The organism is Flavobacterium arundinis, from assembly GCF_038289855.1.
GTDB classification, from domain to species: Bacteria; Bacteroidota; Bacteroidia; order Flavobacteriales; family Flavobacteriaceae; genus Flavobacterium; species Flavobacterium arundinis.
Genome location: NZ_JBBYHR010000001.1, coordinates 237,829 through 251,638 on the forward strand (window position 1 = coordinate 237,829; position 13,810 = coordinate 251,638).

The 13,810-nt window shown below is 41.0% G+C and carries 11 protein-coding genes; 10 read left to right on the forward strand and 1 reads right to left on the reverse strand.

Annotation, left to right across the window (positions count from 1 at the left end):
* Window positions 1-5,925, reverse strand: a 5,925-nt coding sequence (locus AAEO56_RS01060) for an Ig-like domain-containing protein (RefSeq protein WP_341695159.1), incomplete at its 3' end; no start/stop codon positions are given.
* A 362-nt stretch (window positions 5,926-6,287) separates the two neighbouring features.
* On the opposite strand from AAEO56_RS01060, the gene AAEO56_RS01065 reads away from it, so the two are divergent.
* The 10 genes from AAEO56_RS01065 to AAEO56_RS01110 all read left to right on the forward strand — a co-directional run bounded on the left by AAEO56_RS01065 (window position 6,288) and on the right by AAEO56_RS01110 (window position 13,763).
* Window positions 6,288-8,282, forward strand: coding sequence for a tetratricopeptide repeat-containing sensor histidine kinase (locus tag AAEO56_RS01065; protein WP_341695160.1), 1,995 nt, complete (start codon window positions 6,288-6,290; stop codon window positions 8,280-8,282).
* Window positions 8,279-8,905, forward strand: coding sequence for a response regulator transcription factor (locus tag AAEO56_RS01070; RefSeq protein WP_341695161.1), 627 nt, complete (start codon window positions 8,279-8,281; stop codon window positions 8,903-8,905). Before AAEO56_RS01065 ends, AAEO56_RS01070 begins: the two co-directional genes overlap by 4 nt.
* Before the next feature lie 505 nt (window positions 8,906-9,410).
* Window positions 9,411-9,809 carry a hypothetical protein gene (locus AAEO56_RS01075; protein WP_341695162.1) on the forward strand — a complete coding sequence of 133 codons (399 nt, stop codon included), beginning with the start codon at window positions 9,411-9,413 and terminating at the stop codon, window positions 9,807-9,809.
* 165 nt (window positions 9,810-9,974) lie between these two features.
* On the forward strand, window positions 9,975-10,403 hold the full coding sequence (locus AAEO56_RS01080) for a hypothetical protein (RefSeq protein ID WP_341695163.1): 429 nt from the start codon (window positions 9,975-9,977) through the stop codon (window positions 10,401-10,403).
* 31 nt (window positions 10,404-10,434) lie between these two features.
* Complete coding sequence (locus AAEO56_RS01085) at window positions 10,435-11,022, forward strand: hypothetical protein (protein ID WP_341695164.1); 588 nt, start codon at window positions 10,435-10,437, stop codon at window positions 11,020-11,022.
* Window positions 11,023-11,088: 66 nt separating this feature from the next.
* A complete protein-coding gene (locus AAEO56_RS01090; RefSeq protein ID WP_341695165.1) occupies window positions 11,089-11,724 on the forward strand; it encodes a hypothetical protein in 636 nt (211 codons plus the stop codon).
* 23 nt (window positions 11,725-11,747) lie between these two features.
* Window positions 11,748-12,065: a hypothetical protein gene (locus tag AAEO56_RS01095; protein ID WP_341695166.1), complete on the forward strand. Its 318-nt coding sequence runs from the start codon at window positions 11,748-11,750 to the stop codon at window positions 12,063-12,065.
* 8 nt (window positions 12,066-12,073) lie between these two features.
* Complete coding sequence (locus AAEO56_RS01100; protein WP_341695167.1) at window positions 12,074-12,385, forward strand: hypothetical protein; 312 nt, start codon at window positions 12,074-12,076, stop codon at window positions 12,383-12,385.
* A gap of 68 nt (window positions 12,386-12,453) precedes the next feature.
* On the forward strand, window positions 12,454-13,092 hold the full coding sequence (locus AAEO56_RS01105) for a hypothetical protein (RefSeq protein ID WP_341695168.1): 639 nt from the start codon (window positions 12,454-12,456) through the stop codon (window positions 13,090-13,092).
* Between the two features lie 41 nt (window positions 13,093-13,133).
* Window positions 13,134-13,763 carry a hypothetical protein gene (locus AAEO56_RS01110; RefSeq protein ID WP_341695169.1) on the forward strand — a complete coding sequence of 210 codons (630 nt, stop codon included), beginning with the start codon at window positions 13,134-13,136 and terminating at the stop codon, window positions 13,761-13,763.
* The last annotated feature ends 47 nt before the right edge of the window (window positions 13,764-13,810 follow it).

Consider the following 13,810-nt stretch of genomic DNA (forward strand, 5'->3'; position numbering starts at 1 on the left):
TACAATATATGTTCCTGCTGCCAATCCTGTAGCCGTAGCTGTAGTTTTTACAGGCACTGTAGTCCATGAGTACGAGTAGGCTCCCGTTCCGCCTGTTGCTGTTACAGTTGCCGAACCATTCGTGCCGTTAAAGCACGATACATTAGTCTGGGTTGTGGTTGCTGCCAGTACATTCGGTTGGGTAATGGTAACTGATTTTGTGATTGAGCAGCTGTTGGCATCCATAATGGTTACAACATAGGTTCCTGCAGAAAGCCCATTGGCTGTAGCCGAAACCTGTACCGGTACAGTATTCCATGAGTATGAGTACGCTCCTGTGCCTCCAGTTGGTGTCACCGTTGCTGAACCATTCGTGCCGTTAAAACACGATACATTGGTCTGTGTAGTTGTAGCTGCAAGTACGTTCGGTTGCGTGATGGTAACCGATTTGGTAGTTGAGCAGCTGTTCGCATCGGTGATAGTTACAATATATGTTCCTGCTGCCAATCCTGTAGCCGTAGCTGTAGTTTTTACAGGCACTGTAGTCCATGAGTACGAGTAGGCTCCCGTTCCGCCTGTTGCTGTTACAGTTGCCGAACCATTCGTACCATTAAAGCACGATACATTCGTTTGTGTGGTCGTTGCTGCCAGTACGTTCGGTTGGGTGATGGTAACCGATTTTGTAGTTGAACAACTATTAGCATCGGTGATATTTACAATATACGTTCCCGCTGCCAATCCTGTTGCCGTAGCTGTGGTTTGTACCGGAATGGTGTTCCATGAATACGAGTAGTTTCCCGTCCCGCCTGTTGGTGTTACTGTTGACGATCCGTTAGTGCCGTTAAAGCACGATATATTGGTCTGCGTGGTCGTTGCTGTCAAAACATTTGGCTGGGTAATAGTAACTGTTTTGGTGATGGAACAACTATTAGCATCAGTGATATTTACAATATACGTTCCTGCAGAAAGCCCATTGACTGTAGCCAAAGTTTGTGCCGGAATGGTGTTCCATGAGTACGTATAGGTTCCTGTTCCGCCTGTTGGCGTTACAGTTGCTGAACCGTTCGTACCGTTAAAGCACGACACATTTGTTTGCGTAGTTGTTGCTGCCAGTACATTCGGCTGGGTGATAGTAACCGATTTGGTAGTTGAGCAGCTGTTAGCATCAGCGATAGTTACAATATAGGTTCCTGCTGCTAAGCCTGTGGCAGTAGCTGTGAACTGGACCGGAACGGTGTTCCATTCGTAGGAATAAGAATAAGGATCGGGTAATCCTGTCCCTGCGTCATACATAACACTACCGCCGTCAGCCAGTGCCGTAGCCCAGCCTGTTGCTTCGCCATTGCACAAAACATTTCCCTGATCAACGATCAAAGCAGTAAGCACATCCGGCTCTCCAATTATGAAGCTTTGGGTAGCTGTGCATCCTGCAGCACTTGTAACTGTTACGGTATACGTTCCTGCTGCCAGGCCGGTAGCTGTTGCTCCATTTCCTCCATAAGGTGCCCAGGAGTACATATAATCAGCCATCTCGGTAGGCGTTGCAAGAGGGTCTAAACCGCCTGTCGCATAAACTGTTGCCGAACCTGTATTGTCGCCGTGGCAGGCCACATCATTGTAGGTGTATGGGGTTAAGATCAAAGGCTCCGCTACGGTAACATTTATCTGTGTATAGGCACTTACACACCCGTTTACCGTTTGTGTGGCAAAATATGTTCCAGATCCAAGTGGTTCAGTACTATCAATAGCGGTAACGCCATGGTACCATTGTATATTTTCTCCTGTTATTTCAAGGTCGGCAACCGTGGCAGCGTTGCAAAACACCTGGTTTGCGGCAACCGGTGCAGCTACTTCCGGGTTCACTATCACATCAAAACTTGCTGTCGCTTCACATCCCGCTGCTGTAGCCGCATTGTAAGTGACTGTAGTTGTACCCACAGGGAAAACACTGCCTGATGGGAGTCCTGCTTCAAGGGTTAACACCGGTGGCGCAAGAGGCCGCGCATTAAAATCTAAAATCGTATGCGCGTAGCCAAATCCGATGTTGGCAAGATCTGTAGGCTCCGGTAAATTACAACCCACAGTCCTTATATAAGAAGCTCCGGTTTGTGCCGCATTTGTTCCACCCGGATAAAACGATGTACCGGCATCTACTGAGAACGCTATCACTAAGGTCGAATTACCAGGCACTGTGATCCCTCCCATAGGCGCCGAGTATAACACATTTGGTGCCGTATTTACAGCAATAGTAGTGCTTCCCAATATTGTAAGGTTATCCATAATGAATGGGCCCGACAACGTGTATGCTGTTACTGTAACATTCTGTGTGGCCAGATTTTGTTCCACCGCAAAATTTATGGTATCCAAAAGAAGCCCGTCCGAATAACCCATGGCCTGCAGGTCGAAAACCCTCAGGTACGTATTATCGCTTGACGGACAGGAAATGCCGTGCTGGGGAAGCGGCATCCTGCTTGCGGTTTGGGTAAGTAACCCTCCGTCTGCGGGTACGATTGCCGCTTCTATGCTATAATTGACCACCTCATTCGCGCAGGCGGTAATAGTCGCAGGAACAGTAATTACAGGAAACCCATTTATCGTTACTGCAACTGCGGTCATTGCGCTTTCGCAATCGTTCAATGTTTGTGTTACAAAGTAATTCCCTGAAGTCAATACAGTTGAAGCATCCAAAGATATTCCTCCTGTAGTTGTATCATACCATTTTATATCAGTGCCTGTAGCTACAAGCTGCCCTACCGTTGCGGTACCACAAAACGACTGTGCTGCCGCTAAGGGCGCAGGGGTATCATTTACTGTAATATGTACTTCCAGCCTCTGGCTTTCACAGCCGTTAAGGGTTTGCGTTACATAATAATTCCCTGTTTCCAGCGGTGTATTGGCCAAAAGCGGTGTGCCATCTGTAGCAACATCATACCATTTTATATCGGTCCCGGTAGCCTGAAGATCAAAAACTATTGCTGCGTTGCAAAATATTTGGTCAGATGCGACAGGTGCGAGAGTTGCAGGATTTACCACAACGTCAAAACTCGCCGCAGCCGTACACCCGGCAGCGCTGGCTGCGGTATAGGTAACCGTGGTAGTACCTACAGGGAATAAGCTGCCGGAAGGTAATCCTGAATCGAGTGACAACGTAGTGCCGTTAATTGCATTAAAACTCAATAATAGGTTAATGCCAGGACCAAACGGTACAGGCTCAGTATATCCACAAGCATCGGCCTTTAGATAGCCGGTAGCAGATTCTCCATCTGAATTGTAACCAAACAGAAGAGTATCTGGCGATGAAACCGCGATTACGAGAATCGAGTTTGCAGGCACCATTATATCACCCATCGGTACTGTATGAGAAGAAAATGACGATCCTACTGGAAATGTAGTGTTTCCTAACAGTGTAAGGTTTTGTAAAAGCAATGGCCCCGACAACGTATAGGCGCTAAAGGTAGCCTCCCCATTTGTCGAACCACCATTGAAAACGACAGAGCTTAATGTAATCCCATTCGAGTATCCTAATGCATTGAGGTCAAAAATCCTGTATACTGCATCTCCTCCATTACCACATAACCCGCTATAAGTCAATTGGTTTTGAGTCGTGTTTTGAGTTACAAACACTTCATTGTTTACGCTTACATCATAGGTAACCAGCTCATTGGCACAAACTGTTATCGTGGCAGGGACTGTGATCACGGGATCACTTATACTTACTGCTACTGCCTTTCTGGCGCTTTCGCATCCGTCTATAGTTTGCGTTGCATAATAAATACCTGTTAACAATGCTGTTGAAGCGCTCAAAGGCATTCCTCCTGTTGGAGCATCATACCATTTAATATCAGTTCCTGTAGCAGCAAGGCCGGCAACCGTTCCCGCAACGCAAAAAGACTGCGGTCCCGCAACCGGTACCGGAGTATTATTTACGGTAACCTGTACTGCAACACGGTTGCTTTCGCTATCCGGAGCTACTTTTCTTATCCTGTGATTAAACCTGTCTGCAACATATATCGTACCGTCAGGATTTATAGCAAGGCCATCAGGGAAATTAAATTGCGCAGTGTCAGGAGCGCCATCTGCGAAAGAACCCATATTAGATCCCGCTATCGTGCTTACAATACCCGATGGCGTGATCTTCCTGATCCTTGCGTTACTGTCGTATATAAATAAGTTTCCTGCTGTGTCATTTTGCAATACCTGTAGCTGCCCAAATTTGGCTGAACTTAACGGGCCATCTACATAGCCAGAGCCGTTAGTTCCCGCAAATGTTGTTACAACTCCTGAGGGCGTGACTTTTCTTAACAGGTTATTGTTCGTGTCTGCAACAATTATGTTACCATCAGCATCAAAGGCTAATTGTCGCGGAAAATAGAATTGTGCGGCTGTACCCGTTCCGTTTGCAGATCCCTGCGTACCCCCTGCAAGTGTAGTAACTACACCTCCCGGTGTGATCTTCCTTATGGCGTTATTGCCCTGATCTACAACATACACATTGCCGTTAGCATCGACTGCCACGTCAGTAGGAAAATTAAATAAGGCATTACTTCCTGTACCGTTGTTAAATCCCGCATATGCTCCCGCCAAAGTAGTCACTACTCCGGCAGGTGTGATTTTCCTTATGGTATGGTTCGACTGATCCGCTAAATACAAATTGCCGTTCGCATCTATGTCCATTCCGGCAGGTTGCTGGAACCCGGCATTGGTACCGGTGCCATTTGCGTTTCCTAATGTACCGCCGGCCAGTGTAGATACTATACCGCCCGGCGTTATTCTCCTAATTGCACTATTCTCACTGTCGACAATATAGTAGTTGCCTGCATTATCAATAACTATCGAGCGTGGGTTGTTAAATGTCGCATCTGCAGCATTACCATTTGCAAATCCCTGCGTACTTCCCGCAAAAGTACTTACGATACCAGGCTTCACCTGGGCTGCATAGTAGTTACCTGTTACGAGCGTGCTTACACTGCCGAGGGGGGTACCGTCTGAAATAGCGGCAAACCATTTTACGATAGTCCCCGTTGCCGGTGTGGCAGCAAGGCTGGCGATTATTGGTGCCTGACTTGCGCAAAATACTTGCGCAGCCTGGCTGATATTAATTACGGTAACGGCCAACCGTGATGGGCTTTCGCAGCCGTTTATAGTTTGTGAGGCATAGTAAGTTGTGCCGTCTGTTAATGCCGTGGTTGTAACTAAAGGCGAACCTCCTGTTGCTGCGGCATACCATTGCACAGTAGTACCTATGGCTGATAAATTAGCAATTGTGCCGGTGCCTGCGTATACCTGGCTTGTTACACCTGTAGGGGCAGGTGTAACATTTAAAGTAACTGCTACTGATGTGCGGGCACCTTCGCAGCTGTTGAGGGTTTGGGAAACATAATAAGTCCCGGTACCCAAAGCTGTAGTTCCGGCAAGTTGTGTTCCGCCGGTTGAGGCAGTATACCATTTTAATACTGTTCCTGTGGCAACAAGGTTAGCAACCGTGGCACTGTTACAAAATGATTGCGCAACGGCAGATGGTGCGGGTGTGCTACAGCCATTACATAAGATATACCGGATCCTGCTAACATTTTCCACAGTGCAGGATGCGTTTTTGTGAATATAGTAGCGAATACTCCCGCTATTTGCACCGGCATTCCAAGCCAGCGGGGATATACCCGAAGCGAGTATCGTTGTGCCCCCGCTATCAGATATAGTAATATAATCGGTAGCTGTAGAACTTGAAAATGTATATTGTGTGTTTGATGTAACGATAACCGCAGCATATTCACCCGCCCAGGCATCGGTATTTATCGTTTGCGCCGCGCCTGTACAGGTTGGAGTGAAAATTTGATCCGGGTATTGCGATCCGGTAGTACAACCTGCAAATGTTGTGGTGGCCGCATTTTTATTTAGGGCCATTCCTGCCGAAGGCGCAATGGCCGAAGCAGACACATAGTCGAGCATTTGCTGTGATTTTAGCGTTGTGCATAACATCACTAGAGACAATGATAGACAAAAGGAGGTTTTTTTAACGAATAATTTCATAATAAAAAAATGTTAAATTTAACATGTGCAAGGTTACGTCTTAATATCCGAAAGGGTAACCCAATTCGGATATATTAATTTTTAATTTGAGACCTTTAAGTTGTTGCGATTGTGCTTGATAAAACTGAGATGTCTTTGGTATAAAAATCCATTGCGAGATGCGCAATTCTTTAAAAAGCAAAGATGAAAGATTTGCAAAAGAAATCGTACAAGGGGAAACCCCTGAACTTTAATAAACTATCGAAACCAATTAAAATATAAATACTTTTACCAAAAAAAATATGGGCTTCCATACAAACAATCTAAAAATATTCGCTGTATTTATCTTGCTGTCCACTGTATTTGCATGCCATGAAAAAAGTGACAATGTGATATATGAGAAAAAAGTCAGCACAGGTAAACTTGATGCTACTTTTGCATGGCTGGATAAGGAGGAAAATTACGCAAAGGCTAACTATATGCCCGTTTTTTACGACTATTACCAAAAGATATTAAACAAAGATATAGGGCAGGCAGCTCATGTATTGGAGGTTGTTTGCAGCAAAAAAGCACGTGCCAGATCATTCGACAAAAAGTTTGTTAACACAATAAATACTTTTAGCAACAGGTACAGGTCGAAAATACCGGTTAAAAAAACATTATTTATAAATTCCTATTTTACTACTCTGTACAATGATAAAGGCGACTATAAAACTGCCATTTCCTATGCGCTGAAAACAGTCTCAACCGAGGTTACAGATTATGATAGTTGCCGGGACATAGCTTATGCCTATTGTGATTTATCTTTTTGTAATTTCAATATTGGCAACCAGGACTTAGCCATTAAATACAATATGCAGGCATTAACCTATTTTAAGAAAATTAATCATATTAATGGCATAGGGGCGGTTTACAATAGCCTGGCAGGGATTTATTACACTGCAAATAACTATCCGGAAGCTGAAAAATATTATGATAAAGCTATCGATTGCTTTAAAAAAGCGAAGGATCTGGATAATGTCTTTATAGCTTTATACAATAAAGCTGCGATATATAGCAACGATAATAATAAGAATTTAAATGCACTTGTTGAATCGACCTATAATTATTTTAATTCATCCGGATCCAAGTCTAAGGACACTAAAATAAGTGTATATACGAGTTATATCAGTTCGTTATTGCGCCAAGAAAAGCTTAAGGAAGCCAAAAAAATAATAGATGAAATTGAACCTGTTGTAAGGGAGGTAAACAGCACACAAACGAACATGGAGTTTGACGTGATCGTGGCAGATTATAAATTAAAGAACAACGAACCCATTGATACCGAAAAGATTCGCAATACAGTAATTCCATATCTGGTTGAAAATCAAAACTACCAACGGTTAAAAATCTATTACCTCATTTTAAAAGATGATGCAGTTAAACGAGGTGATTATAAAACAGCTTATGAGTATGAAATAAATCTAGTAAATGTGTCATTAGATATCGGCAATGAAGCTAATTCAGATAAAGTGATCGAACTGGATAAAAAATACCAAAATGCTGAAAAAGAAAAGAAGATCGTAACGCAGGAAAGAACCATCGCTAAAAAAAATTCGACAATAGCCTGGCTGGCATTTTCAATTTTGGCAGCACTAGTAATAATCGTAGTGTATCAAAGCAGGCAAAAACAGAAAAAGCTGAAAAATGAAAAACAAACCGCGCAAACCTACACCAGGCAGCTTTTAGAAAAAACGGAAGAAGAGCGTAAGCGTATTGCCAGCGACCTGCACGATAGCGTGAGCCATGAACTGTTAAGCTTAAAAAATATGTTTGACGAAAAAACATCGGTAACCAATACTAAGATAGATGCTATTATCAATGATATTCGGAGCATAAGCCGCAATTTGCATCCCGTAATGTTTGATAAGATAGGATTGAAAGACAGCATCAGGCAATTGGTAGACCGCGCACAATCAGTAAATAATTTTATGATCACTGCTGAAATGGACTATGAATATGACCTGACATCATCTGTAGAATTGCAGATTTATCGGATTATACAGGAAGCAATATCTAATATTATTAAATATGCCAATGCCATAGCATCGAAGATCACTATTTCGGAGTCAAAAAACAAAATCCACATCGAAATAAAGGATAATGGACAAGGTTTTGACGTTGATGAGACCCTGAATAGCAGCGCTGCCTTTGGACTTCACAACATCATCGAGCGAAGCAGGGCTATTGGCGGGGAAGCCAAAATATTTTCTGACAAAAACGGAACGATCATAACAATTGAGATCAAAAAACAATGAAGATACTAATAGCGGATGACCATCCTTTTATGTTGCAAGGCACTAAAAGCTTTATAGAATCCTACGGTTATAAAGTAACTGATACCTGTTCAAACGGAATTTCGGCACTTAACCTGATCTTACTCCATCTGCCCGATATTGCCATTCTGGATATTAACATGCCCGGTCTCGACGGTTTGGAAGTCGCCAAAAAAGTGCAGGAAGCCAAAATTAAAACGAAAGTGATCCTGCTGACCATGCATAAAGAAATGACCATCTATAAAAAAGCCACACAATATAACATATTCGGCTATATATTAAAAGAACATGCCCAGGCAGAGTTAGAACACTGCTTAAGGGAAGTTAAAAACGGCAAAAAATACATCAGTGCATTCTTAGAAGATGATTTAATTCCTTCTGCCGGACCAGATACGGGCGAACTGGCAACACTGACTTTTTCGGAAAGAAAAATATTGGAGCAGGTGGCCTGCCAAAAAACCAGCAGGCAAATTGCCGATTTGTTATTCTTATCTGAAAAGACCGTTGAAGGGCACCGAAGTAAAATAATTGAAAAGCTGGGCCTGCCCAAAGAAAAAAATGCCCTGCTGAAATGGGCTATTCAAAATTATAAATCCCAACCATAAGATTTTACGACAACTTCATTAGTTTATAATAGTAAACGTTCTCCCACTCAGGACATCCAAACCTCTATCATAAAAATTATCTCGCAGATTAACCGGAATAATAGGCCAATTTCTTTAAATCCTGCATAAAATGGTTTGGAATTTGTACACTTGGGGTTACAAAATAATCTTACATAATTTTCAAATTATTAGGGATCAATGCAAAAACCTGTGGGATTGATATTAAACGAATACACACAGATTTTAAACGAATATCCCTTATTAATCAACAGTTACACATTATCTTCAATTTGTTAAGCAGAGTTCCCTAACTTAGCTCTTAGTTATGCTGCAATGTTAATTTGGTAATATAATACGTTCGGCTATTTTTATGGTTTGTACTGCCTTTCCTATGCCCCAAATCGTATACGCATTTTAAGATAGAGCAGCAATTCAAATCTCCGGAGATGGTAAAAAATAAATTACGGAAATTAAAATTGAAGAGGAAACCTATTTATGGAAGCGGGTGCATCTTCATCCGACAGGCCGTGGACATACCGGATGTATTGAAAAGGTTGTGATTTTTCTTGAAGGGCATAAAAAATCGCCACTTCAATTATCATTTAGGGAAAACGACAACGGCAATCTTAATCAGAATATTGGTACAGACAGATGGTGCATTGGCTATCCCGATGAAGGCGTGATTTGGTTGTTCAAATATAAACCTCCTTTGATTAATAATGAGCCGTACCCAATAGATGAACGACAAACGGTTGGCATCAATTTAAATCGCCCGGCTGTTATCGCCGCCCTAATCAGGTACTTCCTTCAAAACGATTGGAAACCCAAAGAAAGCGTAACACCATACATAGTTGACGATGCCTTGAAATTACCTGACATAATTGATTTGCCGAAAGGCATATAATGAATACACAAATGAAACAAGAAATAAATCCCGATTCAAATGAAATTGTTTCGAGGTGATGATTATGTATTTCGAAGTATTAGAAAGCCTTCCGATCAATCGGATTTTGGTCAGGGTTATTTTTTAAATTTTAGATAGGAAACCAAACAGCAATTAAGGAGGGAAATGAGCCAAATTTCTAATGGGAATATCATCCCAAAATACAAGATCGGGACTACTATCTGCATTGACAAAATAAAAGTGCTGGACTTCTATGATCGATACATCGACCACAGGAAAGCTCATGAACAATGGGAAATTTACACTTTGAAAGATGATTCCGTCCTGATTTTAAAACCAAGTAATGAGCCAAATAAAATTTTCGTAGACCTGCACTTGAATATTGAGATTGGTTTTATCGGAAAAATATGGTTCATGGAATTTTGCAAAGACAATCATTCGAAAATAAAAAATTTGCGAACGGGTATAATTATGCCGGTATCGGACGGTGCCATCATGTCCGATATTTACACCTCAAAATCTTTCGGAATCGCAAATCATTTTCATAACAATCCAAAGGACAAGCAAATAAAGGTAGTAAATCATCGGCAATAAAAGTATGCTGTTAAACTAAAATTTGATTATTATGGGTTGGGACACGCAAATCAATATTATTGTCGAGGGGATTGAAATCGGGGAAATGGAAATAGCTGATGCCATTTTTGAAAGCGATGCCAAAGACTATTACCAAAACGGAATGTCTTTTATAAAAATCAGGGAATGCGGCAGCGATTCCAAAGTATTGTTTTTCACCTATGAACGAAGGAAATATTTGCCTTATTGGGCGATCGTTGAAGTGTCAGAAAAATTTAAAAAAAATTATTTTACAGTGATCGCGAGTAGCCCTGATTTTTTAGGCGGGCCATCAGGACTTGTGAAGATTACCAATGGCAAAATCATCGACAGTTATGGTTTTATGGAAAGGTTTGGAAATCAGGAACGAACCCAAAGGACTTTAGAAGTTCCTGATCCGGAAATAATGTTCCGGTGTTTCGGAAAAGATAAATTAGAAGAAACAATTCGCGGGCTATATATCCATCAACATCCTAAAAAATGGATTGATGAAAAATATTCGGAAAATCTGCTGGAGTTCAATGAAGAAGAAAGGAAAAGATTTGCTGCTATGCTACCGGCAACAACCGCGGTACCATTTAAATGGACAGCAATAAAATAAATGAGCGCATAACTCTGGCAAGTTTGCCAATAACAATTGTGTGAATCAACATCAAATAAAAACTATATGCATAGAATTTTTATTGAATTTCAACTAAGTCGCGACTGCACAGAGCAAGATTTATCTATTATTTTGTCATTATGCGAGGAGTTGTTGCCTCCGCCCAAAAAAGCATACATCACTCAAACAAAAAAAGTCAAGGAAATTGGAATAAATTCTTTCAACGATAAAGAGGTTTTTAAAGCATTTTCGAGGAACAAATATGGCATAGAGTACGAATGCGGCACAATCCAACATGGTGTTCTTATCAACGCATCAACTTCCGGCGGTGTGTTTAAGTTTCTGTTAGAGCAGGGTGATGAATATAAAATAGCAAAAGAAATGGCTTTAAAATTAACCAACAATGTAGATTTAAAAAAACTTGAAGTAGCTCCTGTAAATTTCAGGTCATTTGATAGAAAATATGCAAAAGAGAAACGTACCACCGATTTCCCCGGGTTATACTGGCTGCAATATTACGATGCCGAAGAATTTAAGAAACAAGGCGGCAAAGCCATATTCGACAATCCATACATCGACGCACAATTGATCAAAGACGGCATTTTTATAGAAGTTGGCAAAAGCCCGTATGATTTTCAAACACCAGAAGGCGAAACGCTCATGATCAATGCCAATGCTGCGATGCCTACTCCAATAAAATAGGAAATTTAAGAATGTATTCTATCATGGAAGAAACTATAATCACCTTTGGCTGTCAAAAAGAATTTTCGGAACGTGACTTAAACTTTATATTAATGCTTTGTGACAAATTATTGCCTTCACCTGTAAAAGCTTATGTAACGCTGGCAAAGGGGGTAAAGGAATTTCCTGTTTCCTCTTATCTTGACGAAAATGTATATAAGATGTTCTCACGTAATAAATACGGAATAGAATATTCATCGGAACCTGAAAAACCTCATGTTTTAATTTCAAGGGAGGAAGGAACCGGGGTAATAACCATACCTCTGATTAATAAGGACGAATACCATCTCACAAAAAAATAGCACTGCAATTGAGCGAAAAACTGGAGTTAGAGTTTTTAAATGTTTCTCCTGTTAATTTCAGGCATTTTTTCAGAAAACATTACAGCCGCCACAAACGCACTAAGAATTTTGCAGGTTTATACTGGCTGCAATACTATGGCACCGAAGAATTCAAAAAACAAGGCGGCAAAGCCATTTTAGAAAACCCGTATATAAATGCCCAACTGATCAAAGACGGCATTTTTATAGAAGTCGGGCATAGTCCGTATGATTTTCAAACACCGGAAGGCGAAGCGCTCATGATTAACGCCAATGCAGCAATGCCGCCTGTAGTAGACTAATAATATTTTGAGCGTTAAAAAATAACATTGAGAAAAATAATGTTCGAATACTTAATAAATATGATCTAATGGAAGAAAACTGCATATTTTTCGACACACACGGAGAATTGACACACGGCGATATATTATCTATACTAACACTATGTGAAGACCATTTTCCTGGTCCAACACACGCATACATTACACAGTTTAAGAAAGTACTAGAAATACCTGTAACTTCTTATTTGGATAAAAGTGTGCTAAAAAAATTCAATCGGAATAAGTATGGAATTGAATATAGTGCCGGCTATGAAAATCCAGGTATCCGAATTACAAAAACAGATGGGCGCGGCCTCATATCAATTCCATTAAAAAAGGGCGATGAATACCATATGACAAAGAATATTGCCTTACAATTAGTAAATCGACTTGAGCTCAAAAGTTTAGGTGTCTCTCCTGTAAATTTCGTTCTGTTTAAAAGAAAGTATAAAGAAAACCGGCGAACGACTGATTTCCCCGGCTTATACTGGCTGCAATATTACGATGCCGAAGAATTCAAAAAACAAGGTGGCAACGCTATCTTAGACAATCCTTATATTAATGCACAACTGATCAAAGACGGAATCTTTATAGAAGTTGGGCATAGCCCGTATGATTTTCAAACACCGGAAGGCGAAGTGCTCATGATCAATGCCAATGCTGCGATGCCACCGATAGTTAGAAACTGAATTCAGAAACCATAAAAGGTAAGTCTAAAAACAAAAAATAAATGAATACTTTCTTTTACACAAAAAAGGCGTTTTCAGAAAAAGAAATTTTATTTATACTGAATCTTTGCGATGAATTACTTCCTCCGCCAAAAACTGCAGTTATCACTCAGGCAAATAATGTAAAAGAATTGCCCATAACCTCTTATCTGGATAAAGAAGTGCTGAAAGCATTTGTGCGTAATAAATACGGCATAGGATATGAATCTGATGAAGGTAAGCCCAGCATCAGGATCACGAAACCAGATGGAAGGGGATTTGTCAGCATTCCGTCAATAAAAAGAGAAGAGTTTCATATAACAAAAAAGATTGCCTTACATTTAGCGGAAGGATTAGATTTAAAACTTTTAGCTGTTCCACCCGTAGAATTTGAATCATTTAATAAAATATACAAAGAAAACCGGCGAACGACTGATTTCCCCGGCTTATACTGGCTGCAATATTACGATGCCCAAGAATTCAAAAAACAAGGCGGCAACGCTATCTTCGACAATCCTTATATTAATGCCCAACTGATCAAAGACGGAATCTTTATAGAAGTCGGGCATAGCCCGTATGATTTTCAAACACCGGAAGGCGAAGCACTCATGATAAAAGCCAACGCAGCAATGCCGCCTGTCGTAAACTACTAATATTTTGGGTATTAAAACAGCTTTTATAAACACCATCAATAACAATG